Annotated in this window: 22 protein-coding genes; 16 read left to right on the forward strand and 6 right to left on the reverse strand. The window is 72.8% G+C overall.

Annotation, left to right across the window (positions count from 1 at the left end; all coding sequences use genetic code 11):
• Window positions 1-6: 6 nt before the first annotated feature.
• The 4 genes from gatA to DEI95_RS03375 all read left to right on the forward strand — a co-directional run bounded on the left by gatA (window position 7) and on the right by DEI95_RS03375 (window position 4,970).
• Window positions 7-1,554 (forward strand): Asp-tRNA(Asn)/Glu-tRNA(Gln) amidotransferase subunit GatA, encoded by a 1,548-nt coding sequence (gene gatA, locus DEI95_RS03360; RefSeq protein WP_110823725.1) that lies wholly within the window; start codon window positions 7-9, stop codon window positions 1,552-1,554.
• Entirely contained in the window at window positions 1,554-3,056 is a 1,503-nt protein-coding gene (gene gatB / locus DEI95_RS03365; RefSeq protein WP_110823726.1) for an Asp-tRNA(Asn)/Glu-tRNA(Gln) amidotransferase subunit GatB, read from the forward strand. Before gatA ends, gatB begins: the two co-directional genes overlap by 1 nt.
• 136 nt (window positions 3,057-3,192) lie before the next feature.
• Window positions 3,193-4,281 (forward strand): type III polyketide synthase, encoded by a 1,089-nt coding sequence (locus DEI95_RS03370; RefSeq protein WP_111059368.1) that lies wholly within the window; start codon window positions 3,193-3,195, stop codon window positions 4,279-4,281.
• The gene (locus tag DEI95_RS03375; RefSeq protein ID WP_258367433.1) at window positions 4,278-4,970 is read left to right on the forward strand and encodes a methyltransferase domain-containing protein; all 693 of its coding nucleotides are present in this window, start codon (window positions 4,278-4,280) and stop codon (window positions 4,968-4,970) included. Before DEI95_RS03370 ends, DEI95_RS03375 begins: the two co-directional genes overlap by 4 nt.
• A 42-nt stretch (window positions 4,971-5,012) precedes the next feature.
• On the opposite strand, the gene DEI95_RS03380 is transcribed toward DEI95_RS03375, so the two are convergent.
• Window positions 5,013-6,065 carry a zinc-dependent alcohol dehydrogenase family protein gene (locus tag DEI95_RS03380; RefSeq protein ID WP_110823728.1) on the reverse strand — a complete coding sequence of 351 codons (1,053 nt, stop codon included), beginning with the start codon at window positions 6,063-6,065 and terminating at the stop codon, window positions 5,013-5,015.
• Between the two features lie 80 nt (window positions 6,066-6,145).
• Here DEI95_RS03380 and DEI95_RS03385 point away from each other — a divergent pair, with 80 nt between their 5' ends.
• Both DEI95_RS03385 and DEI95_RS03390 read left to right on the forward strand, forming a co-directional pair.
• Entirely contained in the window at window positions 6,146-7,075 is a 930-nt protein-coding gene (locus DEI95_RS03385) for a DUF3097 domain-containing protein (RefSeq protein WP_111059399.1), read from the forward strand.
• 98 nt (window positions 7,076-7,173) lie between these two features.
• Complete coding sequence (locus tag DEI95_RS03390) at window positions 7,174-7,827, forward strand: spermidine/putrescine ABC transporter substrate-binding protein (protein ID WP_110823729.1); 654 nt, start codon at window positions 7,174-7,176, stop codon at window positions 7,825-7,827.
• On the opposite strand, the gene DEI95_RS03395 is transcribed toward DEI95_RS03390, so the two are convergent.
• The gene (locus tag DEI95_RS03395; RefSeq protein ID WP_111059369.1) at window positions 7,824-8,249 is read right to left on the reverse strand and encodes a DUF3054 domain-containing protein; all 426 of its coding nucleotides are present in this window, start codon (window positions 8,247-8,249) and stop codon (window positions 7,824-7,826) included. The two genes, DEI95_RS03390 and DEI95_RS03395, sit on opposite strands and share 4 nt — an antisense overlap.
• 93 nt (window positions 8,250-8,342) lie before the next feature.
• Here DEI95_RS03395 and DEI95_RS03400 point away from each other — a divergent pair, with 93 nt between their 5' ends.
• The 4 genes from DEI95_RS03400 to DEI95_RS03415 all read left to right on the forward strand — a co-directional run bounded on the left by DEI95_RS03400 (window position 8,343) and on the right by DEI95_RS03415 (window position 12,794).
• Window positions 8,343-9,914, forward strand: coding sequence for an inositol monophosphatase family protein (locus DEI95_RS03400; RefSeq protein ID WP_181436181.1), 1,572 nt, complete (start codon window positions 8,343-8,345; stop codon window positions 9,912-9,914).
• A 99-nt stretch (window positions 9,915-10,013) separates the two neighbouring features.
• Window positions 10,014-10,769 carry a hypothetical protein gene (locus tag DEI95_RS03405; RefSeq protein ID WP_111059371.1) on the forward strand — a complete coding sequence of 252 codons (756 nt, stop codon included), beginning with the start codon at window positions 10,014-10,016 and terminating at the stop codon, window positions 10,767-10,769.
• A gap of 55 nt (window positions 10,770-10,824) precedes the next feature.
• Window positions 10,825-11,943 carry an ATP-binding cassette domain-containing protein gene (locus tag DEI95_RS03410; RefSeq protein ID WP_110901334.1) on the forward strand — a complete coding sequence of 373 codons (1,119 nt, stop codon included), beginning with the start codon at window positions 10,825-10,827 and terminating at the stop codon, window positions 11,941-11,943.
• A gap of 71 nt (window positions 11,944-12,014) precedes the next feature.
• Window positions 12,015-12,794 carry an ABC transporter permease gene (locus tag DEI95_RS03415; protein ID WP_111059400.1) on the forward strand — a complete coding sequence of 260 codons (780 nt, stop codon included), beginning with the start codon at window positions 12,015-12,017 and terminating at the stop codon, window positions 12,792-12,794.
• A gap of 42 nt (window positions 12,795-12,836) precedes the next feature.
• Here the strand turns inward: DEI95_RS03415 and DEI95_RS03420 are convergent, their stop codons facing one another.
• Complete coding sequence (locus DEI95_RS03420) at window positions 12,837-14,567, reverse strand: long-chain-fatty-acid--CoA ligase (protein ID WP_111059372.1); 1,731 nt, start codon at window positions 14,565-14,567, stop codon at window positions 12,837-12,839.
• A gap of 53 nt (window positions 14,568-14,620) precedes the next feature.
• On the opposite strand from DEI95_RS03420, the gene DEI95_RS03425 reads away from it, so the two are divergent.
• Window positions 14,621-15,559, forward strand: coding sequence for an oxygenase MpaB family protein (locus DEI95_RS03425; protein ID WP_110823735.1), 939 nt, complete (start codon window positions 14,621-14,623; stop codon window positions 15,557-15,559).
• Between the two features lie 235 nt (window positions 15,560-15,794).
• Here the strand turns inward: DEI95_RS03425 and DEI95_RS03430 are convergent, their stop codons facing one another.
• The 3 genes from DEI95_RS03430 to DEI95_RS03440 all read right to left on the reverse strand — a co-directional run bounded on the left by DEI95_RS03430 (window position 15,795) and on the right by DEI95_RS03440 (window position 18,087).
• The gene (locus DEI95_RS03430) at window positions 15,795-16,796 is read right to left on the reverse strand and encodes an aldo/keto reductase (protein ID WP_110890272.1); all 1,002 of its coding nucleotides are present in this window, start codon (window positions 16,794-16,796) and stop codon (window positions 15,795-15,797) included.
• A 44-nt stretch (window positions 16,797-16,840) separates the two neighbouring features.
• Entirely contained in the window at window positions 16,841-17,407 is a 567-nt protein-coding gene (locus DEI95_RS03435) for a TIGR03086 family metal-binding protein (protein ID WP_111059373.1), read from the reverse strand.
• 119 nt (window positions 17,408-17,526) lie between these two features.
• The gene (locus tag DEI95_RS03440; protein WP_111059374.1) at window positions 17,527-18,087 is read right to left on the reverse strand and encodes a YceI family protein; all 561 of its coding nucleotides are present in this window, start codon (window positions 18,085-18,087) and stop codon (window positions 17,527-17,529) included.
• 199 nt (window positions 18,088-18,286) lie between these two features.
• Here DEI95_RS03440 and DEI95_RS03445 point away from each other — a divergent pair, with 199 nt between their 5' ends.
• From DEI95_RS03445 to DEI95_RS03465, 5 genes are all read left to right on the forward strand, one after another.
• Entirely contained in the window at window positions 18,287-19,291 is a 1,005-nt protein-coding gene (locus tag DEI95_RS03445) for an aldo/keto reductase family protein (protein ID WP_110823739.1), read from the forward strand.
• Between the two features lie 320 nt (window positions 19,292-19,611).
• Entirely contained in the window at window positions 19,612-21,630 is a 2,019-nt protein-coding gene (locus DEI95_RS03450) for a glycosyltransferase family 39 protein (RefSeq protein WP_146243584.1), read from the forward strand.
• 183 nt (window positions 21,631-21,813) lie between these two features.
• The gene (locus tag DEI95_RS03455; protein WP_258367435.1) at window positions 21,814-22,401 is read left to right on the forward strand and encodes a GtrA family protein; all 588 of its coding nucleotides are present in this window, start codon (window positions 21,814-21,816) and stop codon (window positions 22,399-22,401) included.
• Complete coding sequence (locus DEI95_RS03460; protein WP_258367436.1) at window positions 22,398-23,879, forward strand: glycosyltransferase family 2 protein; 1,482 nt, start codon at window positions 22,398-22,400, stop codon at window positions 23,877-23,879. The genes DEI95_RS03455 and DEI95_RS03460 overlap by 4 nt, the downstream gene beginning before the upstream one ends.
• Entirely contained in the window at window positions 23,876-25,864 is a 1,989-nt protein-coding gene (locus DEI95_RS03465) for a glycosyltransferase family 39 protein (protein WP_111059377.1), read from the forward strand. The genes DEI95_RS03460 and DEI95_RS03465 overlap by 4 nt, the downstream gene beginning before the upstream one ends.
• Window positions 25,865-25,897: the final 33 nt, after the last annotated feature.

Raw genomic sequence — 25,897 nt, forward strand, 5'->3', positions numbered from 1 at the left:
GGAACAGTGACCGACGACATCACCACACTGAGCGCCGCTGCGCTCGCCGACGCCCTCGTTGCCCGCGACGTCTCGAGCGTCGAGGCGACCCAGGCGCACCTCGACCGCATCGCCGCCGTCGACGGGGACGTGCACGCGTTCCTGCACGTCAACCAGAACGCGCTCGCCGCGGCCAAGTCGATCGACTCGCGCCGCGCCGCCGGGGACGACCTCGGCCCGCTCGCCGGCGTGCCGATCGCCGTGAAGGACGTCCTGTGCACGCAGGACATGCCCACCACCTCCGGGTCGAAGATCCTCGAGGGCTGGGTCCCGCCGTACGACGCCACCCCCGTCGCGAAGCTCCGCCGTGCCGGCCTGGTGCCGCTCGGCAAGACGAACATGGACGAGTTCGCCATGGGCTCGTCGACCGAGTTCTCGGCCTACGGCCCGACGCGGAACCCGTGGGACCTCGACCGGATCCCCGGCGGGTCCGGCGGCGGCTCGGCCGCTGCGGTCGCCGCGTACGAGGCGCCGATCGCCCTCGGGTCCGACACCGGTGGGTCGATCCGCCAGCCGGGCGCCGTCACCGGCACCGTCGGCGTCAAGCCGACCTACGGTGGCGTCAGCCGCTACGGCGCGATCGCGCTCGCGTCGAGCCTCGACCAGATCGGCCCGGTGTCCCGCACCGTCCTCGACGCCGCGCTCCTGCACGACGTCATCGGCGGGCACGACCCGAAGGACTCGACCTCGCTCCGCCAGGAGTGGCCGTCGTTCGCCGCCGCCGCGCGGGAGGGCCTGCAGGCCGACTCGCTCCAGGGCGTCCGCATCGGCGTCGTCAAGGAGCTCGCCGGTGGCGAGGGCTTCCAGGCGGGTGTGACGCAGCGCTTCCAGGAGACCGTCGCGCTGCTCGAGTCGGCCGGTGCGGTCGTCGTCGAGATCGACGCGCCGTCGTTCGCCTACGCGATCAGCGCCTACTACCTGATCCTCCCGGCCGAGGCGTCCTCGAACCTCGCCAAGTTCGACTCCGTGCGCTTCGGTCTGCGCGTCACGCCCGAGGGCGGGGCCACGGTCGAGGACGTCATGGCCGCCACGCGTGAGGCCGGCTTCGGTCCGGAGGTCAAGCGCCGCATCATCCTCGGCACCTACGCGCTGAGCGCCGGCTACTACGACGCCTACTACGGCAGCGCGCAGAAGGTCCGCACGCTGGTGCAGCGGGACTTCGCCGCCGCGTTCGACCAGGTCGACCTGCTCATCAGCCCGTCGGCGCCGACCACCGCGTTCAAGATCGGTGAGCGCATCGACGACCCGCTCGCGATGTACCTCAACGACCTCACCACGATCCCGGCGAACCTGGCGGGTGTGCCGGGCATGAGCATCCCGAACGGCCTCGCGCCGGAGGACTCCCTGCCGACCGGCGTGCAGCTCATGGCGCCGCAGCGCGAGGACGCCCGGCTCTACCGCGTCGGCGCGGCCCTCGAGCGGCTCCTCGAGCAGCAGTGGGGCGCCCCGCTCATCTCCCGGATCCCGGACCTGGACGCCGTACAGCAGTCCGCCGCAGAGGAAGGTGTCATCTGATGGCCAAGGACGCACTCATGGACTTCGACGAGGCGATCGAGCGGTTCGAGCCGGTCCTCGGCTTCGAGGTGCACGTCGAACTCGCGACGAAGACCAAGATGTTCTCGGACGCGCCGAACTTCTTCGGTGGCGAGCCGAACACGAACGTGACACCGGTCGACCTCGGCCTGCCCGGGTCCCTGCCGGTCGTCAACGAGCAGGCCGTGCGCTACTCGATCCAGCTCGGGCTCGCGCTCGGCTGCTCGATCGCCGAGAGCTCGCGGTTCGCGCGGAAGAACTACTTCTACCCGGACAACCCGAAGAACTACCAGATCTCCCAGTACGACGAGCCGATCGCGTTCGAGGGCGAGGTCGAGGTCGAACTCGCCGACGGCACCATCTTCCAGGTGCCGATCGAGCGCGCCCACATGGAGGAGGACGCCGGCAAGCTGACGCACGTCGGCGGTGCCACCGGTCGCATCCAGGGCGCCGAGTACTCCCTGGTGGACTACAACCGCGCCGGCGTCCCGCTCGTCGAGATCGTCACGAAGCCGATCATCGGCGCGAAGGAGCGCGCGCCCGAGCTCGGTGCCGCCTACGTGCAGGTCATCCGCGACCTCGTGCGTGCGCTCGGCGTCTCCGAGGCCCGGATGGAGCGCGGGAACCTGCGTTGCGACGCGAACATCTCGCTCCGCCCCTGGGGACAGGAGGAGCTCGGCACCCGGACCGAGACGAAGAACGTCAACTCGTTCCGCGCGGTCGAGCGCGCCATCCGCTACGAGATCCAGCGCCAGGCCGCGATCCTCGCTGCCGGTGGGACGATCACGCAGGAGACCCGGCACTGGCACGAGGACACCGGCCGCACCTCGGCCGGGCGCCCCAAGTCGGACGCGGACGACTACCGGTACTTCCCGGAGCCCGACCTGCTGCCCGTCGTGCCGGACCCGGCCCTCATCGAGGAGCTCCGCGCCGGCCTGCCCGAGGCACCGGTGGCCCGCCGTCGTCGGCTCAAGGGCGAATGGGGCTTCGCCGACCTCGAGTTCCAGGACGTCGTCAACGGCGGCCTGCTCGACGAGGTCCAGGCCACGGTCGACGCCGGTGCCGCTCCGCAGGCTGCCCGCAAGTGGTGGACCGGCGAGATCAGCCGCGTCGCCAACGCGCAGGACGCCGCACCCGGTGACCTCGTGTCACCGCAGCACGTCGCCGAGGTCATCGCGCTCGTCGAGTCCGGCGACCTGACCGACCGGCTCGCACGCCAGGTCCTCGAGGGCGTCATCGCCGGTGAGGGTTCACCGGCGCAGGTCGTCGAGGCCCGCGGGCTGAAGGTCGTCTCGGACGACAGCGCCCTCACCGCCGCGGTCGACGAAGCCCTCGCCGGCCAGCCCGACGTGCTGCAGAAGATCCGCGACGGCAAGGTCCAGGCCGCCGGCGCGATCATCGGTTCGGTCATGAAGGCCATGAAGGGCCAGGCGGACGCCGCACGCGTCCGCGAGCTGGTCCTGGAGCGCGCCCAGCAGCAGTAGGGCGGGGCGATTCGAGACGGGAGGCCCGTGGCGGGATCGCCACGGGCCTCCCGTCCGTCCGCGGGCGGCTCGGACGCCAGCCACGGCGTCCGGACCATCCTGGGGACACGTCAGCGACCTGGTGACAGGATGGAGCGTGTCAGCAACGATCCGAGCCATCGGTACCGCCGTCCCGCGGACCACCCTCGGGCAGGCGGAGGTCCGTGACCTCTTCGCCGCCCAGCCCGGCCTGGGGCGGCTGGCGACCCGACTCGTCCCGGCGGCGTTCGACGCCTCCGAGGTGGAGCACCGCCACAGCGTCCTGCCCGAGCTCGACGCAGCGGCCGAGCCCGGGCCCTTCCGCGACGCCGACGGCGTGCTCGCCTCGCCGAGCACCGGGATGCGCAACGACCGCTTCCGCGAACTCGCGCCGCCCCTGTTCGTCGGTGCCGCCCGCGACGCCCTCGAACGCGCCGCCGTCGACCCGGCGACCGTCACGCACGTCGTGACCGTGTCCTGCACCGGCTTCACACAGCCCGGTCCGGACCTGGCGATCGTCGAGGAACTCGGCCTGCCGCGCAACGTCTTCCGCCAGCACGTCGGCTTCATGGGGTGCTTCGCGGCGTTCCCGGCCCTCCGCATCGCGGACGCCTTCGTCGGAGCCGACCCGTCGGCCGTGGTGCTCGTCGTGTGCGCCGAACTCTGCACGCTGCACGTGCGTCACTCGGAGGACCCGGACCAGATCGTCGCGAACAGCGTCTTCGGGGACGGGGCCGCCGCCGCCGTCGTCACCGCGGACGGCTCCGGGCTGCGGCTCGACGCGTTCACCACCATGGTGCTGCCCGAGGGCGCGAGCGAGATGGCGTGGAACATCGGCGACGAGGGCTTCGAGATGGTCCTCAGCACCGCGGTGCCGAAGCTCATCGGCGTGCACGCGCAGGAAGCGGTCGCCCCGCTCCTCGACCCGCGCGGCTGGACCCCCGACGACGTGCCGGTGTGGGCCGTGCACCCGGGCGGTCGGGCCATCCTCGACCGCACCCAGGACGCCCTCCACCTGCCCGACAGCGCCCTGACGGCCAGCCGGACGGTGCTGCGCGAGCACGGCAACATGTCGAGCGCGACCGTGCTGTTCGTCCTGCAGGAAGCCCTGGCCGCGGAACCGACCGACGGCACCCCGGTCGTCGCACTCGCCTTCGGGCCGGGCCTGACGGTCGAGGCCGCGGCACTGACGGTGGTGGGTGCGTGACGGACCGGATCGACCTGTCCGCGCGCGCCGTCGACCTGCGCGAACTCATGGACGACCCGCACTGCGATCCGGCCACGCTCGACCGCACCTACCGGCGGTTCGCGGTCGTGAACGCCGCCGTGAGCGGCTGGCGGGCGGTGTGGCAGACGCACGTGGTGCCGGCGCTGCCCGCGACCGGACGGGCCCGCGTGCTCGACCTCGGCTGCGGCGGCGGGGACCTCGCCCGGTCGCTGAGCCGGTGGGCGCGGGGCGACGGCTTCGACCTCGAGGTCGTCGGTGTCGACCCGGACCCGCGCGCGATCCGGGCGGCCGAGCGGCTGTCGGCGCCCGGAGTCACCTTCCGGCAGCAGTCGAGCGCCGAACTCGTCGCCGCTGGTGAGCGGTTCGACGTGGTCGTCTCGAACCACGTGCTGCACCACCTCGACGACGCCGAGCGCGACGCGTTCCTGCGTGACTCCGCGGTGCTCGCCGGGTCGCGCAGCGTGCACTCCGACATCCGGCGGTCCGCAGCCGCCTACCGGCTGTACGCGATCGGGTCGGTGCTCGTCACCGCGGGGACGTTCATCCGCGAGGACGGGCTCCGCTCGATCCGCCGCAGCTTCACGGTGCCGGAGCTGGCCGCCGCCCTGCCGCCGGGGTGGCGGGCCGAGTCGGCGTCCCCGCACCGGGTCCTCGCGGTCCGGGGCTGACCCCCTCCGCACGACGGTGCGTCCCGCGAGGGACACCGACCCCTACGGGCGCAGCAGCACCTTGATCGCCCGGCGCTCGTCCATCGCGGCATACGCCTCGGCGGCGTCGTCGAGCGGCAGTTCGAGGTCGAACACGCGGCCCGGGTCGATCGTGCGGGCGAGCACGTCGGGGAGCAGCTCCTCGATGTAGGCGCGGGCCGGGGCCATGCCGCCGCCGACCGTGATGTTCCGGGCGAACAGGAACGGCATCGGCAGCTCCGGGTCGCCCGCGGGGACGCCGACGTACCCGACGTTGCCGCCCGGACGGACGACCCGCAGCGCCTGGTCCATGCTCTCCGCGGTGCCGACGGCCTCGAGCGCGCAGTCGGCCAGGTCGCCGCCGAGCAGGTCACGGACCGCCTGCACGCCCTCGTCACCGCGGGCTTCCACGATGTCGGTCGCGCCGAACTCGCGTGCGAGGGCCTGGCGGTCCGCGTGGCGGCTCATGGCGATGATCCGCTCCGCGCCGAGTCGCGCGGCCGCGAGGACACCGGACAGGCCGACCGCACCGTCACCGACCACGACGACGGTCCTGCCCGGGCCGACCTCGGCGGAGACCGCAGCGTGGTGCCCGGTCGAGAAGACGTCGGACAGCGTCAGCAGCGACGGGACGAGGTCGTCGTCCACCGGGCCCGGCACGACCACCAGGGTGGCTGCCGCATCCGGTACGCGGACGTACTCCGCCTGTGCGCCGCCGAGCGGGTGACCGTACGCGTCCGGCGTCACGCCGAACGTGGAGCGGTGGTCGCAGCCGCTCGTCATGCCGTGCGCGCAGGCCTGGCAGGTGCCGTCGTTCGTGGTGAACGGGGCGATGACGAAGTCGCCGACGTGCAGGTCCGTGACCCCGTCGCCCACCTGGTCGACGACGCCGACGAACTCGTGGCCGATGGCACGCGGCTCGGTGGTGTCGCGGACGCCCCGGTACGGCCAGAGGTCGGAGCCGCACACGCAGGCGGCGGTGATGCGGACCACGGCGTCGGTCGGCTCGATGATCGTCGGGGCGTCACGCTCCTCGACGCGGATGTCGCGGGGAGCGTGGATGACTGTTGCGCGCACGGGGAGTGCCTTCCGTCGTGATGGTGGGGGACCGGCCGGTCGACGTCGTCCTGCCGCCCGTCGACAGTACGCTCGTGCGGGTGGACGAGGACCGGTACGGCAGTGACGTGCTCTCGGGCGACTGGCGCTCGCGAGGCGTGCGGAAGGTGCGGCAGGTGCCGCTCGAACGGGACATGGTGCTCGAGGACCCGGCCTCCGGCTGGGCCGGCGCCGTGGTCGGGCTCGAGGCGGGCAACGTGTCGCTCGAGGACTGGAAGGGCCGCACCCGCGCCTTCCCCTTCACGGGGCAGTTCCTGCTCGAGGGCGAACTCGTCACACTGACCCGCCCACAGGCTCCCGTCGGCCGCGCCGCCGCCGCGGCACCGCCGGCGAGGACGAGCGGACCGGCCGGGAGGCCCGTCCAGGCCCCGGCGGTCCGGCGTGCGCCCGAGGGTGGCCGGCTGCGCACCGCGTCCGGCTCGTTCGCGGTCGAGCAGCAGCGCGCCCGCGTGGCGCTGCCCTCCCGGATCATGGTCGAGGGCAAGCACGACGCCGAACTCGTCGAGAAGGTGTGGGGCGCGGACCTCCGCGTCGAGGGCGTCGTGGTCGAGGAGCTCTCCGGCGTGGACAACCTGGCCGACGTCCTCGACGACTTCCGCCCGACCCGGGAGCGCCGGGTCGGCGTGCTGGTGGACCACCTCGTGCCGGGCTCGAAGGAGTCGCGGTTCGCCGACGCCGTGATGCGCGGGAAGTGGGGCGCGCACGTGCTCGTCGTCGGGCACCCCTTCGTGGACGTCTGGCAGTCGGTGAAGCCCGCGCGCGTCGGACTGCGCGAGTGGCCGACCATCCCGCGGTCGATCGAGTGGAAGGCCGGCATCTGCCAGGCGCTCGGCTGGCCGCACGCTGAGCAGGCCGACATCGCCCGGGCGTGGCAGCGCATCCTCGGGCAGGTGCGGACCTTCGCCGACCTCGAGCCGCAGTTGCTCGGACGGGTCGAGGAGCTCATCGACTTCGTCACCGAACCGGTCTGACCCGCGCGCACCGGTCTGGCGGACCCGCACCGGGCCTCCCGTCCGGACCCGCCCGGCGCCTCCGCGCGGATCCCGGGCGCGCCGCCTACGCTGGCGGGATGGACGGCATCGACGGACGCGTGCGGAACGCCGTCGACGTCTGGCTGCGCTGGCTGCCGCGGTGGCAGATCGGTTCCGCACGTCCACGCACCCGGATCTGCCGACGCTGCACCGGGTCGCCGATCGCGGCGGCCGCGGGCTTCGGGCCGGACGTGCCGCACCCCGTCCAGCACGCGCTGATCGGTCGGATGTCGGCCATCGTCGAGGACGCGGTCGACGAGTACACCGCGCGGAACCTGCCGCTCCTGCAGCGGGAACTCGAGCGCGCCGCCGCCCGGAAGCGACGGGCCGGGTACCAGCCGGCGGAGGGACTCGAGCCCGAGTTCCAGGGTCTGGACGTCGACCCGCAGCCGCAGCCGGGGGAGCCGTTCCTGTTCACGCTCGGTGAGCTCGCCGGCACCGGCGCGAGCGAGCAGGAGCCGCGCGAGCCGCTGTCGGACGAGGCGAAGGCCGCGCTCCGGCACGAGATCGAGTTGTCCGACGAGTGCGCCCGGTCGACCGGGACGGCGGTCTGCCTGGCGCTCACGGACCACCGGGAGCGCATCGCCGAGGCGGTCGACCGTCTGGTCGAACCGCAGATCGCCGCACTCGTCTCGGACATGTTCCGCGGGCTGGACGGACCCGACGAGGGCCCGCGGGGCGGACTCTTCTAGCGCTGCGGCGTCGCTCCGGTCCGGGCTCCGGTCCGGCGAGCACGGGCGCGCAGGACCAGTCGGGCGAGCAGTCGCCACCCGACCAGGAACACCCCGAGGACGATCGTCGTGACCACCACGAACGAGATCGGCAGCGGGTTCCCGTCCACCACGCCCTGCCCGGTCGCGACCCGGATGGCCAGACCGACGAACACGGTCAGGACCCACACCACGACCGCGGTCGGCCAGGTGACGAGCGGCCGGGACCACGCCCCGGACGTCACGTACGCGATCGCCCACCCCACGAGGAAGGGGTACGCGGTCGTCCACAGGCCGAGCGGCGCGAACGGTTCGCCGTGCGACCCGCGGCCGATGACGGCGAACGTCACGACGAGCACGACGTCGACGACCGCCGCGAGCCAGTTCCAGGGTCGAGTCTCCACGGCACCATCCTCGCAGGCGTCCGGGTGCGGCGGGCAGCCAGGAGTTCACCGTTCGGTCACGTGCCGTTGGGGCGGCCCTCCCACCATGGAGTGGTGACGACGCTCGAGAGCCCGGCCCCCGCACCGACCGGGAGGCCCGGCCTGCGTCCGCCGCGGGTCGTCGCGTCCCGCGGTGCCCCGCGCGTCCGCCGCGAGGACACGCTGCCCGCCGTCGCGGTCGCCGAGGCGCTCGGCGCGGACGTCATCGCGGTCGACGTCCGGCGCACCGCCGACGACGTCGCGGTGCTGCTGCACGACGAGACCCTCGGGCGGATGTGGGGCGACGGCCGCCCGGTGTCGGAGGTGTCCTGGTGTGACGTCGCCCGGCTCGGCAACGGACTCGACCGCATCCCACGGCTCGACGCGGTGCTCGAGCGACTCGACGGGTGCTCGGCGTCACTGCTGGTCCGGCTCGCCGACCCGGCCGACGCCGCCGTGGCGGTCCGCACCGTGCAGGCCGCGGCGGGGTCCGTGCCGGTCGCCTGGCGGGGGACCACCGACGCCGTGACGGCCGTGCGCGCGCTGCTGCCCGAGGCCGACGTGTGGCTGCCGTGGGACTCGCTCGGAGCGCCGACGGCCGCGCACCTGACGACGGTACGGCCCTCGACGCTCGACCTCGACGTCGCGTTCCTGACCCCGGCGACCGTCCGGGCCGCACACGCCCTGGGCCTCTGCGTGGCGGTGTGGACCGTGGACGACCCCGAGCCGACGCGCTGGGCGACCCGACTCGGGGCCGACCTGCTGCTCACCGAGGACGTCGCCACGGTGCACGCCGTGCTCGCTGCGGCGGAGCGGGACGGCTGGGTCCCGCGTCGCGAGCCGACCGAGCCCGAGGTCGCCGGACGGGCCCAGGCCCTGGCACACCGCATCGCGCACGAGGTGATCGCCTTCACCCGGGAGCACCGGATCAGCACGGACGCCGGCGACGCCGCCGCCCGGGTCCTCGACCTCGACCGCGCGATCGAGCAGCACGTCCGCGGCCGGGTCCGCGCGGTGTTCCCGGAGCACGGCTTCACGGGCGAGGAGTACGGCGTCGCGCCCGGGGACAAGCACCGGTGGTACCTCGACCCCGTCGACGGCAGCACGAACCTGGCGAACGGCGTGCCGTGGACGAGCACCTCGCTGTGCCTGACCCGTTCCGGACGACCCGTCGTCGGCGTCGTCGCCGACCCGTGGCGCGGCGAGGTGCTGGAAGCCCGCCGCGGCCGGGGCGCCACCGAGCGGGACCGGGTCCTGCGTCTCGACGACAGCCCGCGTGCCCTCGCCGGTGCGGTGGTCGGCACCGAGCTCGACGGGCACCGTCCGTGGTCGGGCTTCACCGCGTTCGTCACGGCGCTCGCCGCGCGGTCGTGCTCCGTGCGGGTGACCGGGTCCGGCACGCTGACGATCGCGCAGGTCGCGGCCGGGCGGGGGATCGGCGCGTGCACGCCCGCGTTCGACCCGGTCGACCACGGTGCCGCGGTCCTGCTCGTGCACGAGGCCGGCGGGGTGGTGCTGACCCTGGACGGACCGGTGTCCGACTTCCCGCCGGTCGGGGCACCGTTCCTCGTGGCGCACCCCGGCGCCGCCGACGAGCTGGCCGCGATCTGGTCCGCGGCGCTGCTCGGTGCGGGGTCGGAGCGGTGACGCTCTGCGGCTGCTTCTGAGCACACACCCAGTCAGTCCGGGCCGGGGGTGCCTACCGTGGGCGCCAGCGGGCACGGTGTCCGCACGAAGGAGCACGTCATGGGATTCCTCGACCGTCTGCTCGGCCGCGAGGAGCGTCCGGCACAGCCACGACCCGGCGGCGGACAGCAGCAGGGGTACCAGTACGGCCAGCAGTCGTACCAGCAGCCGTACGGCGCACCGCAGCAGCCGACCGGCGCACCGCAGCAGCAGGGCGGTGGCGAGGACGAGCGCGCCGTCGCGCGCTACCGCTACCTGCTCCGCACCGCTCCGCCCGAGCGCATCGAGGAGGTGCACGCCGAGGCCTTCGCGCAGCTCACCCCGGAGCAGCGCCGCATGGTCTACGAGGAGTTCACACGCACCGCATCCGCCGGTGAGGCCCCGCGCGGCGACGACCCCCGCTCCCTGGCCCAGTCGGCGACCCGCTCCGAGCTCCGCCAGCCCGGGTACATGGAGCGCTCGCTCGGCGGCATCGGCGGCGGCGGCGGGTTCGGCGGACGGCAGGGATCCGGCTTCGGCAGCATGCTCGGCGCCTCCCTGCTCGGCACCGTCGGTGGGTACGTGATCGGGTCCGCCCTGATGAGCGCCTTCCTGCCGGACCCCGGGTCGTTCGACGGTGGAACCGATGCAGGGGCTGCGGACGACGGCGGTCAGGGGGACACTGGTGACGGATCCGGTGACGGCGGTGCGTCCGACGGCGGCGGGTACGAGAACGCCTCCTGGGGCGATGGCGGATCCGACTTCGGCGGTTCGAACGACGGCGGCGGGTTCGACCAGGACTTCGGCGGCGACTTCGGTGGTGGCTTCGACGTCTGAGTGACGCTCCGCGCTCCACCGGCCCCTCCTGTCCAGCCGGTCACGAAGGAGCGACATGGCGATCATCGAGGCCACCGGCCTCACCAAGACGTACACGTCACGGTCGGGGCCCGTCCACGCGTTGGCGGGCCTCGACCTCTCGGTGCCGGAGGGCACCGTCACCGCACTGCTCGGCCCGAACGGCGCCGGGAAGACCACGACCGTGAAGGTGCTCACCACCCTGGTCGTCCCGGACGCCGGCACCGCGACCGTCGCCGGCACCGACGTCGTCGCCGATCCGCAGGGCACCCGGCGCGCGATCGGCGTGTCCGGGCAGTACGCCGCGGTCGACGAGAACCTCACCGGGGCCGAGAACCTCGAGATGATCGGCCGGCTGTACCACCTGGGACGTCGGGCCGCGCGCGACCGGGCCCGCGAGCTCATCGACGTGTTCGGGCTCGCCGAGGCGGGGGACCGGCCCGTGAAGGGGTTCTCCGGCGGCATGCGCCGGCGGATCGACCTCGCCGGGGCACTCGTGATGAACCCGCGGGTGCTGTTCCTCGACGAACCGACGACGGGCCTGGACCCGCGCAGCCGTCTCGCGCTCTGGGGGATCATCGAGGACCTCGTCGCCGACGGTGCGACCGTGCTCCTCACCACGCAGTACCTGGAGGAGGCCGACCAGCTCGCCGACGACATCGCCGTCATCGACGACGGTCGGGTCATCGCCGAGGGCACCTCGGACGAGCTCAAGGCGCAGGTGGGCGGACACCGGCTCGCGGTGACGCTGGTCGACGCCGCCGACGGGGAGCCCGCGACGGCCGTCCTCCGGCGTCACGGCAGCGGCGAGGTCGAGACCAGTGCGGACGGCCGGTCGCTGGCGGTCGCCGTCGACGCCGGGCCGGCGGCCCTGCAACGGGTCCTGGCCGACCTCGGGGCGGCCGACGTCGCGCTGCACGACGCGGGCATGCGCCGCCCCACGCTCGACGACGTGTTCCTCCGGTTGACCGGGCACGCGGCGACGGCGGACGAGGCGGAGGCGGGCGACGGGGCGGGCGCGGGCCGGGCCTCCCGGCGGGGCCGCGGAGCACCACCGCCGGACGACGGCACCACCGGCACCGGGGCGGGGTCGCCCGGTGACCCGGACGCCGGTTCACACCTGGCGGCGGGTGCCGGACGGGAGCGGAGCCGGTGACCGCGACGTCCACCGGGTCGGCCCTCGGGCGGCAGCTGCCCGTCGTGGTGACGTCCCCGCTCGCGGTGTGGATGGAGGACGGCTGGGTCGTCACGAAGCGGAACCTCACGAAGCTCAAGCGGTCGCCGGACATGCTCGTCTTCGCCGTCCTCCAGCCGATCATGTTCGTCCTGCTGTTCAGCCAGGTGTACGGCGGTGCGATCAGCGTGCAGGGGACCGACTACACACAGTTCCTCATGGCCGGCATCTTCGCGCAGACGGTCGTGTTCGGCGCGACCTTCTCCGGGTCGGCGATGGCGCAGGACCTGAAGGACGGACTCGTCGACCGGTTCCGCACGCTGCCGATGTCGGCGTCCGCGGTGCTCGTCGGTCGGACGGCGTCGGACCTCGTGCTGAACGGCATCTCGATGGTCATCATGATGGCGACCGGCCTCGCGGTGGGGTGGCGCGTCACCTCGTCACCGCTCGAGTTCCTGGCCGGCGTCGGGCTCCTGCTGCTGTTCAGCTACGCGTTCAGCTGGGTGATGGCGCTGCTCGGCATGAGCGTGAAGACCCCGGAGGTGATCAACAACGCGTCGTTCATGATCCTGTTCCCGCTGACGTTCATCTCGAACGCGTTCGTGCCGAGCGAAACCATGCCGCTCGTGCTCCGGGTCTTCGCGGAGTGGAACCCGGTGTCGTCGCTCGTGCAGGCGGCTCGGCAGCTGTTCGGCAACGCGGGGTCCGCGCCGGTGCCGGACATCTGGACGATGCAGCACCCGGTCGCCACCGTGCTCATCGGGATCGTGGTGATGCTCGCGGTGTTCGTGCCGTGGGCGGTGCGCAAGTACACCCGGATCAGCAGCACCTGACGCAGGGCTCCGGGCGGCCGCGGTGGGCCGCCCGGAGTGCTCCTAGTCGCGGTCGGTGATCGCGTCGCGCACCTTGCGGCGCAGGACCTTGCCGATCATCGAGCGGGGGAGGTCCTCGACGACCACCACGCGCCGCGGCACCTTGTACGCGGCGAGCTGGTCGCGGCACCAGGCGCGCAGAGCGTCGGCGTCGAACGAGGACGGGTCGGCGGGCACCACCGCGGCGACGACCTGTTCGTTGCCGGCCTGCGTGATGCCGACGACCGCGACCTCCTTGACGCTCGGGTGCTTCATCAGGGTGTCCTCGACCTCGGACGGCGAGACGTTGAAGCCGCCCGTGATGATGAGCTCCTTGAGCCGGTCGACGATCCGCACGAAGCCGTCCGTGTCGATCGCCACGATGTCGCCGGTCCGGAACCAGCCGTCGGGGGTGAACACCTCGTCGGTGGCGTCCGCCTTGCCCCAGTAGCCGCTGAACACCTGCGGCCCGCGCACCTGCAGTTCGCCGGACTCGCCGGTGCCGAGGACCTTCGTCTCGTCGTCGGGGTCCACCACGCGGCACTCGGTCGAGGGCAGCGGGAGGCCGATCGCGCCGAGTCGACGGGCGTCGGACACCGGGTTGGCCATGAGCACCGGAGAGCACTCGGACAGGCCGTAGCCCTCGACCAGGAAGCCGCCGGTGCGGGCCTCCCACGGTTCGATGACGTCCTGGGAGAGCGGCATCGCGCCGGAGATGCCGATGTCGATGCCCTGCAGCGACACCCCGGCCGAGTCGGCGGCGTGCTGCAGCCGCGCGTAGATCGGCGGCACGGCCGGCAGGAACGTCGGCGGGCGCTTCTTGATCGCCGCCAGCACGAGGGCGGGGTCGAACGCCGGGAAGAGCACGAGGCGCCCGGCGATGCTCATCGCGAAGGTCAGGCAGAGCGTCAGGCCGTAGGCGTGGAACATCGGCAGCACGGCGTGCACGACGCTGCCGTCACCGGCGCTGATCTGGGGGATCCAGGCGCGGGCCTGTGCGGCGTTGGCGAGCAGGTTGCGGTGGGTCAGGACGGCGCCCTTCGGGGTGCCGGTCGTGCCCGAGGTGTACTGGATGAGCGCGACGTCGTCGGTCTCCGGGCGCGGGTGCCGCTTCGACAGCTTCCGGCTCGACACCAGGTCGTCCCAGCGGGTCGTGCCGGTGACCGGTGCGGTGAGCTTCGCGCGCGACTCGCGGGCCTTCGCGACCGGCAGCGAGAGCGCCAGGCGGGTGCGGCGCGGCATGGCGCGCGTGAGGTCGACCGAGACGATCGCGTCGAGGGTGAGGTCCGAGGGGAAGTCCTGCAGCGTGGCGACCGACTTGTCCCAGGCGATCGCGACCTTCGCGCCGTGGTCCTCGAACTGGTGCCGGAGCTCGCGCGGGGTGTAGAGCGGGTTGTGCTCGACCACGATCGCGCCGAGCCGCAGCACGGCGTAGAACGCGACGACGTGCTGCGGGCAGTTCGGCAGCACGAGGGCCACGCGGTCGCCCTTCGTCACCCCGAGCTTCCGCAGGCCGTTGGCCGCGCGCGCGATCTGCTCCTCGAGTTCGGCGTACGTCGTCGTCCGCGTGAAGAACTCGAGCGCCACCGCCTTCGGCCAGCGCGCCGCGGACTGCTCGACCAGGTCCGGCAGGGACCCGGTCATCGGCTCGATGTCGTGCGGCACCCCTGACGCGTAGGAGGCAAGCCAGGGACGAGGCGTGTCGATGCTCACGCGGACCAACCTAGCGGGCGGACCCGAGTCCTCGTCAGGCATGCTCCCGGGCGGACGGAGGGCGCACTGTCAGGGGCGCGACGGACCATTGCACCATGTCGTTCGTCTCCGATGCCTTCCGCACCCGTCTGCAGGCCACGTTCACGGGCAGCACCGCCGGCAGTCCGGAGTGGGTGGACGCCCTCGAGCAGGGGACCGACGCCGGCTTCTTCGGCCCGGGCTCGGCCACGTGGTCGGTTCACGGCGGCAACCAGACCATCGTCGCCGGTGTGCGCGCGTTGCTCGTCCAGGCGCTGCACCCGGGTGCGCTCGCCGGCGTCGCGGACCACTCCCGGTACAAGGAGGACCCCTTCGGTCGGCTCGCCGGCACGATCCGGTGGATCTACACCGTCACGCACGGCGACACCGCGACCGCCCGGGCGGGGAGCGAGTGGGTGCTGAAGCTGCACGAGCGGGTCCGCGGCGTGTACGTCGACGGGCACGGCGTCGGACGGCCCTACACCGCGAACGACCCCGACCTGGCGCGCTGGGTGCACCTGGCGTTCACGGACGCGTTCCTGCGCACGGCGCAGCGCTGGGGGCAGCCGATCCCCGGCGGCGCGGACGCCTACGTCAAGGAGTGGGCGGTCGCCGGTCGGCTCATGCGGGTCGCGGACGCCCCCGAGTCCGAGGCCGAGCTGCGCGCCCAGATGGACGGGTACCTCGACCGCGGGGAGCTCGCGGTGACGCCCAGGACCCGGGAGGTCCTGCGCTTCATCAAGAACCCCCCGCTCGCCCAGCTGCTGCGACCGGGCTACCGGGCGGTGTACCAGGGCGCGGTCTCGACCCTCGACCCGCGGCACCGGTCGCTGCTCGGCATCCGGACGCCCGCGATCGGACCGATCGAGTTGCCCGTCGACCGGGCGACCGGGGTCGTCCTCGACGGCATCGGCAGCGTGCTCGGCACGCAGTCCGGCACCGAGCGTGCGGCGCTCGCCCGCATCGCCCGGCTGGAGCGCGAGGCGGCGGCGGAGCGGGGCATCGACGGCGCCTGACGGCCTGGCCGAGGTCGCACGCTCGGCCGTCCGGATACTGCCGGGCCGAGCGTTCGTGCGACCTCGGCGCCGCGCGGGCGGCGTGTCGTGCGACCTCGCGGGCCCGACCGGCCCGGGGTGCGGACAGCGGGACCGGCCCGGGTGCGGACAGCGCGACCGGCCCGGGTGCGGACAGCGCTGGCACGGACGGGAGGCGCGGCACCAGCTGGTGCCGCGCCTCCCGTCCGCCGGTGGCTCAGAAGCCGGACGGCACCCGCGGCGTGTAGGCCTGCTCGAGTCGCGTGACCTCGTCCTCGGTCAGCGTGATCGCGGTCGCCGCGACCGCGTCGTCGATGTGGTGCTCCTTCGTCGCGCCGATGATCGGCGCGGAGACGGCGGGCTTGCCGGCGACCCACGCGAGCGCGACCTGCGCCATGCTCGCGCCCCGCTCCTCGGCGACCTGCCCGACCGCGTCGACGATGGCGCGGTTCGCGTCCTCGTCCTGGCGGTACAGCGTCTTGCCGAACTCGTCGGTGTCGGCACGCGAGCCGGAGCCCTGCGCGTCCCACGGGCGGGTGACCTTGCCGCGCGCGAGCGGGCTCCACGGGATGACACCGACGCCGGTGTGCTCGCAGAACGGGTGCATCTCGCGCTCCTCCTCGCGCTCGAGCAGGTTGTACTGGTCCTGCATGCTCACGAAGGGCGTCCAGCCGTGCAGCTCGGCGACGTGCTGCATCTCGGCGAACTGCCATGCCCACATGCTCGACGCGCCGATGTACCGGGCCTTCCCGGACTTGACGACGTCGTGCAGCGCCTCCATCGTCTCCTCGACGGGCGTGTCCGGGTCGAAGCGGTGGATCTGGTACAGGTCGACGTAGTCGGTGCCGAGGCGGGTCAGCGAGGCGTCGATCTCGTGCATGACCGCCGCACGCGACAGTCCGGCACCGTTCCGCCCGGGGCGCATCCGGTTGTAGACCTTCGTGAAGACCTGGACGTCCTCGCGCGGGGCGAGTTCCGCCAGGAGCTTCCCGGTGATCTCCTCGCTGCTGCCGGCGGAGTAGACGTTCGCGGTGTCGAACGTGGTGATGCCCGCCTCGAAGGCGCGGCGGACGAAGGGTCGGGCGTCATCGAGTCCGACGCTCCAGGCGTGCGAGCCGGCGGCCGGGTCCCCGTATGACATCATCCCGAGGACGATGCTCGAGATCTCGAGGCCGGAGCTGCCGAGGCGGGTGGTGGGGACGGTCGTGGTGTCGGACATGCGGGTCCTCCCGGGACGTGACGGTGCAGGTACCGACGGGACGGTCAGGCGGTCGTGCGGGCGTCGCGCCCGGTGACCGCGAGGAGCTTCACCTGCAGCGGAGCATCGTCGTCCACCTGCACTGGGGCCGCGTACAGGCCGGTCGCGGCGAGGGACTGGATCTGCGGCTCGAAGTGCGTCCACACCGCCTCGACGAGTTCGTCCGGCAGGTGCTCGTCGCTGCCGGTGGCCCGCGCGAGGTCCCACGTGTGGATCGCGATGTCGCTCGTCTGCTCCGCCAGGTACTCGCCGGCGCTCACCACGTCGGTGGCCAGGTGCACCGGGGTGTCCTTCGGTGCGCGCTGCCACGCCTCGATCGCCGCGCTCGAGTGCCGCTCCCACGCCGCCACCAGGTCGTCACCGATCGGCTCGAGGTCGGCCGCGGCCTGTTCGTGGTCGCACCCCGTCAGGAGCTTCGGGATCCACCGCTGCTCGTCGACCACGTGGGCGACGAGGTCCCGGGTCGTCCACTCCGAGTCGGGGGTGGCGGCGTCCCAGTCGGTGACCGCGGCGACGCGGCGGCCGAACTCCGCGGCCGCGATGGTCTGCAGGGCGATCCAGTCGGTGGGCATCGTGGTGACTCCTGTTCGTCAGCGGTGCTGCTCACGCTACCGCTCGGCACGTCGTGCGTCGGGACACGGGACGAGCCCCGACGCCGAGGGCGCCGGGGCTCGTCGAGTGGGACCGCGGGTCAGGCCGCCTGGAGGACGAACTGCACGTCGAGGTTGATCGTGACGTCGTTGCCGAGCGTGAAGCCACCGGCCTCGAGCGCGGCGTTCCAGTTCACGCCGAACTCGGTGCGGTCGATCTTGGTCATCGCCTCGGCGCCGAGCTTGGTCTGGCCGTAGCCGTCGGTGGTGACGCCGCCGAACTCGGTCTTGAGCGTGACGTTCTTGGTGACGCCGCGGAGCGAGAGCTCGCCGTCGATGAGCATGTCGTCGCCGTCCTCGCGGATGCCCGTCGAGCGGAACGTCATGTGCGGGTGCTCCTCGGTGAGGAAGAAGTCACCGGTCGCGAGGTGCTGGTCGCGCTGCGCCTGGTTGGTGTTGATGCTGGCGACGTCGATCGAGGCCTCGAGGGTGGTGTCGAGGGGGTTCTCGGCGGTGACGAGCGTCGCGTCGAACTGCTCGAACTTGCCCTTGACCTTGCTGATCGCGAGGTGGCGGACGGAGAAGCTGACCTCGGAGTGGGTCGGGTCGAGCTTCCAGGTGCCGGTGACGTAGCCGGGGATGGCGGAGGCGGTGAGAGCCATGGTGTGTCCTTCTTCGAGCGATGTGTCTTCGAGCGGTGAGTCGGGGGGCCGGCGCGGTGGTGCATGCGCCTGCATCGACCTTGATGCTACCCCATCCTGCACCCGTTTGGTTGAAGCGTCAACCATTGTTCACCGAGGAGTCGACCCGGGTACTGCGGAGACCCCTCACGAGAGCGCTCACTCCAGTAGCGTCGGGCACATGGAATTCAGGTACCTGGGCAACTCCGGACTCAAGATCTCCGAGATCACCTACGGCAACTGGCTGACGCACGGCTCGCAGGTCGAGAACGACGTCGCCACCCAGTGCGTGCGGGCAGCGCTGGACGCCGGCATCACCACGTTCGACACCGCGGACACGTACGCCAACACCGCCGCCGAGACCGTCCTCGGCGAGGCGCTCAAGGGTGAGCGTCGGCAGTCCCTCGAGGTCTTCACGAAGGTGTACTGGCCGACCGGCCCGAAGGGGCACAACGACGTCGGCCTCAGCCGCAAGCACATCATGGAGTCGATCAACGGCTCGCTCGAGCGGCTGCAGACCGACTACGTCGACCTCTACCAGGCGCACCGCTACGACTACGAGACGCCGCTCGAGGAGACCATGCAGGCCTTCGCGGACGTCGTCCGCCAGGGCAAGGCGCTCTACATCGGCGTCAGCGAGTGGACCGCCGAGCAGATCCGCGCCGGTGCCGCGCTGGCGAGGGAGCTCGGCTTCCAGCTCATCTCGAACCAGCCGCAGTACTCGATGCTGTGGCGCGTCATCGAGGGCGAGGTCGTCCCGGCCTCGAAGCAGCTCGGTCTGTCCCAGATCGTCTGGTCCCCGATCGCGCAGGGCGTGCTCACCGGCAAGTACAAGCCGGGCCAGCCGCTCCCCGAGGGCTCGCGCGCCACGGACGAGAAGGGCGGCGCCGACATGATCAAGCGGTTCATGCGCGACGAGGTCCTCGAGGCCGTGCAGCGCCTGCAGCCGGTCGCCGACCAGGCCGGACTCACGCTCGCCCAGCTCGCCATCGCGTGGACGCTGCAGAACGAGAACGTCGCGTCCGCGATCGTCGGGGCATCGCGCCCGGAGCAGGTCACGGACAACGTCAAGGCCGCGGGCGTCACCCTCGACGCCGACGCGCTCGCCGCGATCGACGACGCACTCGGCGACATCCCCGAGCGCGACGCGTCGAAGAACGTGTCGCCGGCGCAGCGCCCCGCCTGATCCGGCGGGTCGCGGTCGCGACCGACCAACCGACGGGAGGCCCGGTACCAGCTGGTACCGGGCCTCCCGTCCGTCGTGCGCCCACCGGCAGGCGACCGCTGCTCGGCTCGTGACCGGCGGGGGAGGCGCAGGGCGCTCCGGTGGGGACACCGCGTGATCGGTGCGGGAAACCGCAGACGCGTCCTCGTGCCCTGTGCGGGAACCCGGGCCGGTGTTGTGATGACGGAGCACCGCTCACCACGCTGCTGCCCGGCGACCCGAACGACCGAAGGCTCCACGATGCCCCTGCTCCCGCACGCCCGCGACCTGCTGCGGTGCCCGTGACCGCCTCCTCGATCGGAGCCCGCCGGTCGTTCGCCGACAGCGCCGTCGCCGCCGCGGCGCGCACGTCCGCGAGCGACCTGGCCTGGCTGCTCCCGGTCCTCGCCGTGACGGCCGCCGTGCTCGTGGTCGGCCTGGAGGGCAACCCGCAGCGGATCGACGACGAGGGCACGTACGCGGCTCAGGCGTGGTCGGTGTTCCACCTCGGCGGCCTCACCCACTACACCTACTGGTACGACCACCCGCCGCTCGGGTGGATCCAGATCGCGCTGTACACGGAGGCGACCGGAGCCTGGGTGCGGCACGCGACCGCGGTCGGCGCCGCGCGCGAGGCGATGGTGGTGTTCGCGGTCGCATCCGCCGCCCTGCTGTACGTGCTCGCGCGCAAGCTGCACGTCAGCCGCCCGGCCGCCGCCGCGGCGGTGCTGGTGTTCGCCCTCTCGCCCCTGGCGGTGCAGTACCACCGCGACGTGTACATCGACAACGTCGCGACCCCCTGGCTCCTCGCGGCCTTCGTGCTCGCCGTGTCCCGTCACCACCAGCTCGTCGAGTTCGCCGGCTCGGCCGCCTGCATGGTCGCGGCGGTCCTCAGCAAGGAGACCTTCCTGCTCGCCCTGCCGTTCCTGGCGTGGACGATGTGGCGGTCGGCGCACCCGGAGATCCGCCGATACACGCTCAGCGTCGCCGCGGTCGTCCTGGCGCTGGGCGGGTCGTCGTACCTGGTCTTCGCGGCGACGAAGGGCGAGCTCGTGCCCGGGCCCGGACACGTCAGCCTGTGGCAGGGCGTCACGTTCCAGCTCGGGGACCGGAGCGGCAGCGGCTCGGTGTTCGACCCGGCGACGCCCGCGAACCACGTGGTGAGCCTGTGGCTCGGCCTCGACCCCGCCTTCGTGGCGCTCGGGGTGGTCGCGAGCGTCGCCGCTCTGGCGGTGCCGCGTCTGCGCTCGGTCGCAGCCGTCGCCGTCTTCCTCATCGCGGTCGTGCTGCGTCCGAACGGGTACCTGCCCGTGCCGTACCCGATCGCGATCCTGCCGTTCGCCGCCCTCGCGATCGCCGGTGTCTCGGACGTCCTCGTCCGGGCGGTGGTCGATGCGGTCCGACGGACACGGCTGGCCCGGGCGTCCGGCGAGCCGTCGGGCAGACCGGGTCGCCTGGTGGTCTCGGTCGTCGGACTGACGGTCTGGTCGGTCGCGGCGGTCGGGGTCGTCGGTGCCGCCGCTCCCGCCTCCGCCGCCCGGCTCGGGTCGTTCATGACGACCTCCGCGGACGCGCCGATGCTCGGCGCGCAGGACTGGATCACCGCGAACGTCTCCCGGTCGGACCGGCTCCTGGTCGACGACGCACTCTGGGTCGACCTCGTCCGGGCCGGCTTCCCACGGCAGAACGTCATCTGGTACTACAAGCTCAGCACCGACAGCGCCGTCGCACGCCAGAACCCCTCCAGCTGGCGCGACGCGGACTACATCGTGACGACGCAGTCCGTGGCGATCGGCGCCACGCAGCTGCCGGGCATCCAGGCCGCACTCCGCGCCTCGGCGCCGGTCGCGGTCTTCGGCGAGGGTGGCGAACAGGTCGTCGTCCGGCGCATCGACCGGCAGGGGGCGGAGCACCTCCGGGCCGGTGCGGAGCGGGCCGCGGCGACCCGGGAGCGGGTCGGGACGGAGCTCGTCGGCAACCCGGCGCTCCGTGCCTCGGACGACCAGACGGCGCTCCTCCGCAGCGGGGGCGTCGACGAGCGGGCGACGGTCGGGATCGGGGCGGTGCTCGCGGCCGGTCCGGTGACGCTCACCGCGCTCCCGGTGGTGCCGGGGGAGCAGGAGACGGCCCGCCGCGGCGTCGTCCTGCGGGCCACGAACACCGCCGCCGCCGAGCAGGCCGAGATGCGCCTGCGCGGACTCGAGGGTGCGCTGGCGCCGGACCGCGTCCACCGGCGCGGCACCGAGGTCGCTGCGACCTGGTCGCCGAACGACCCCGCGGGGCCCGGTGTGCTGCGCGGCGGTACCGGCCGCGCCGGGTGACCTCCCCGTGCACGGGCGTCGGCGCCTCCGTGGACGCTCGCCATGACGGAGTTGCGGGCCATGGCAGATGAACAGCGCGTGTCGCGCGACTGGCAGGGGCCTGGCAAACCCTGTACCCCGACCAAACCACCTCCCCGTGACCCCCGAACCGGGGGCATGCGCTCACCAGTGACCCCCGTCCTGGTGCCACCCGTCCAGGGGGTGGCGCCCGCGTCGACCCCGCACCCGTCCACCACTCCGCACCCGTCCACCAGCCGTGGAGCCGTCACGCCCGGAGCGCCGGCAGCACCCGTGGCCGCTGCGGCGGCCTCCCGTCTCGTCCGCCTGACCCGGGCCGTGCGGGAGCTCGCCACCTTCGGCGCTGTCGGCCTCATCGCCTTCGTCGTCGACCTCGTCGTCTTCAACGTCCTCCGTGCCGGCGTCCTCGCCGACCACGCCGTGACCGCGAAGGCCGTGTCGGTCGTCGTCGCCACCCTGGTCGCCTGGCTCGGCAACCGGTTCGTCACCTTCCGGACGCAGCGCACCCGCGGCCGTCGGGAGACGGTCCGGGAGGGTGTGCTCTTCGCCGCCACGAACGCCGGCGGGCTCGCGATCGCAGCCGGCTGCCTACTCGTCTCACACCACGTCCTCGGTCTCACCAGCACCCTCGCCGACAACGTCGCCGGCAACGGGGTCGGTCTCGTCCTCGGCACAGCGTTCCGCTTCGCCGCGTACAAGACCCTCGTCTTCCGTTCCCCCGACGCTCGTCGCACGAAGGAGCCCACCGAATGACCATGCTCACCACGCTGACAGCGGCCGCCGCGCCGCTGCTCCAGCCGAACGACCCCGCCGGGACGCCGGGGGACGTCCCGAACCGCGGCACCACGGACGTCCCGACCGGCGGGTCGGGGCAGAGCGCGCACGTCGCCTGGTCCCTGGGGGAGTGGATCGGCTACTCGGCGCTCGTCGCGATCTCCGTGCTGCTGACCCTGGTCGCGCTGTCCACCCTCTGGTGGATGCTGCACGCCTGGCGCTCACGCTCGGCCCTCCGCGCCACGAGCTTCAGCCAGACACCGCGACCGGCCGCGCACCGCTTCACGCTCCTCGTGCCCGGGCGGCACGAGGAGGAGGTCATGGGGCAGACGCTCGACATGCTCGCCACCCAGGACCACCCCGACTTCGAGATCATCGCGATCGTCGGCGAGGACGACCCGGGCACCGACCGGGTCGTGCGCGAGGCCGCCGCCCGGCACCCCGGGCTCATCCGGGTCGTGGTGGACGACACCCTGCCGAAGAACAAGCCGAAGGCGATGAACCTGGCCCTGCAGTACGCGACCGGCGACATCGTGGGCGTGTTCGACGCCGAGGACGAGGTCTACCCGCGCCTGCTGAGCCTCGTCGACTCGCGGTTCCAGGAGACCGGCGCCGACGTCGTGCAGGGCGGCGTGCAGCTGATGAACTTCAAGTCCAGCTGGTGGTCGCTCCGCAACGTGCTCGAGTACTACTTCTGGTTCCGGTCGCGCCTGCACTTCCACGCCGAGTCGAAGTTCATCCCGCTCGGCGGCAACACCGTCTTCGTGACGAAGGAGCGGCTCGACTGGTCGGACGGCTGGGACGCGCACTGCCTCGCCGAGGACTGCGAGCTCGGCGTCCGGCTGTCGGCCGACAACGCCAAGGTCGTCGTCGCGTACAGCCCGGAGGCGGTCACCCGCGAGGAGACCCCGCCGACGTTCGCCTCGCTCCTGAAGCAGCGCACCCGGTGGAACCAGGGCTTCCTGCAGGTCCTCGAGAAGGGCGAGTGGAAGAAGCTCCCCACGTTCAAGCAGCGCTTCTTCGCCCGCTACCTGCTCACCATGCCGTTCATCCAGGCCGCGACCGGGCTGCTCATCCCGCTCAGCGTGGTCATGATCGCGTTCGTGAAGGTGCCCACCGGGATCGCCCTGATCTCGTTCATCCCGCTCGCGCCGACGCTCATGCTGCTCGCGGTCGAGATCGCCGGGCTCGGCGAGTTCGGCCGGCTCTACAAGGAGAAGGTCCGCGTCCGCGACTACGTGAAGCTCGTGCTCGGCCTCGTGCCGTACCAGGTGTTCCTGGCCGCCGCAGCCGTCCGAGCCGTCATCCGGCACGCCCGGAAGCAGAACGGGTGGGAGAAGACCGAGCACACCGGCCAGCACCGCGGTGCCGGCCAGCCCGAGGTCCAGGGCTTCCCGTCGGCCGTGACCGAACCCGAGCCGGCCCTCGTCGGCGCCACCGCGGGAGGTGACCGATGACCGCCAGCATCACGGACACGACCGGCATCTCGATCCGCGGTACACGGGACTCGTCCGGCATCGGCACCTGGATCCGCGTGCACGCCCGGAGTGCGGCCTGGCTCCTGCCCGTCGTCGCGATCGCCGCGGTCGTGCAGGCCTGGAACATGGGCGGCACCCCGCAGCGCATCGACGACGAGGGGACGTACACCGCACAGGCGTGGGCGATCACCCACCTCGGCGAGATCACGCACTACACGTACTGGTACGACCACCCGCCGCTCGGCTGGGTCCAGATTGCCGGCTACACGCAGCTGACCGGCGCGTTCGCCCGCTACCCGTTCGCCGTCGAGGCCGCTCGCGAGGCGATGGTGTTCTTCGCCGCCGTCTCCGCCGTGTTCCTCTTCGTGCTCGCCCGCCGTCTCGGTGCCGCCCGGCCCACCGCGGCCGCCGCGGTGCTCGTCTTCGACCTCTCGCCGCTGGCGCTGCAGTACCACCGCACCGTCTACATCGACAACGTCGCCACCCCGTGGCTGCTGGCCGCCTTCGTCCTCGTGCTGAGTCGCCGCCAGCAGCTGGCCGGGTTCATCGGCGCCGCCGCGTGCTTCGGGATCGCGGTGCTCAGCAAGGAGACCTTCCTGCTGGCGCTGCCGTTCCTCGTCTGGACCGCCGCCCGTCGAGCGGACCCGAGCACCCGTCGGTACACGCTCAGCGTCGCCGGAGCGGTCCTCGCCGTGATCGGTGGCGCGTACGTCCTGCTCGCCGGCGTCAAGGGCGAGCTCCTGCCGGGTGCCGGTCGGGTCAGCCTGCTCGAGGGCATCACCTACCAGCTCGGCACGCGTGCGGCGAGCGGTTCCGTCTTCACCGGCGGCAGCCTCGCGAACGAGGCCGCAGCACAGTGGTGGGCACTCGACCCGGTGTTCATCGTGCTCGGCTCGGCAGCCGCGGTCGTCGGACTGTTCCTCCGCCGCGTCCGCCCGGTCGCCGCGATGCTCGTGTTCCTGCTCGTCTTCATGTTCCGCCCGAGCGGCTACCTGCCGGTGCCGTACGTGATCATGCTCGTGCCGTTCGGCGCCCTGCTCGTCGCGTACGTCGCGGAGCGCGCCGTGCTCGCCGTGACCGGGGCCACCGCGTTCCGCGCCCGGAACCGGGTCCGCGGTGCCGGCCGTCGCACGCTCGGCGGGGTCTGGGCGCTCGGCACGGCCGCTGCCGTCGTCGTCGCCGTCCCGCTCTGGGGCACGCAGCTGCGCGGGTTCCTGGTCGCCGACCTCGACCGACCGATGGCGCAGGCGCAGGACTGGATCGGCGACAACGTCGACAAGAGCTCCCGCCTGCTCGTCGACGACGCCATGTGGGTCGACCTGGTCGACGACGGCTTCGCGCGGAACAACGTGGTCTGGTACTACAAGCTCGACACCGACGGAGCCGTGGAGCGCCAGTCCCCGAACGGCTGGAAGGACTCCGACTACGTCGTCACGACCGACTCGATGCGCACCGGCGGGACCTCCTCGCCCGACGTGCGGCAGGCGATCGCGAACTCGACGACCGTCGCGTCGTTCGGCACCGGCAACCAGCAGGTCGACGTCCGGCTCATCAACGCGCAGGGACGGACAGCGGCCGAGCGTGAGGCCACCAGGGCGAGCGACCTGCGGAAGACGCTCGGGACCGAGCTCGCGGAGAACCCCGCCCTCCGTGCCGACGCCGGCACCGCGTCCCAGTTCCGCGCCGGCCAGGTGGACCCGCGCGCCGTGGTCTCCCTCGGTCAGGTCCTGGCCGACCGTCCCGTGGGCGTCGACCGCTTCACCCCGCTGCCGGGCGAGGACGGGCAGACGTTCCGGCAGGTCGTCCTGCACGCGAGCAGCGTGCGGGCCGCCGCGGCGACCGAGCAGACCCTGGACGCCATGGCGGACACCTACCGTCCGGAGTCGATCGAGCGCGACGGCGACACCCTGACCGTCCGCTGGTCCGCGACCGACCCGACCACCGCGCAGGTGGGTGCGCCGTGACCCCCGCGGCCCGTCCCACCCGTACCCGTACCC

Origin of the sequence: Curtobacterium sp. MCBD17_008, from assembly GCF_003234475.1 — a bacterium.
Lineage (GTDB): Bacteria > Actinomycetota > Actinomycetes > Actinomycetales > Microbacteriaceae > Curtobacterium.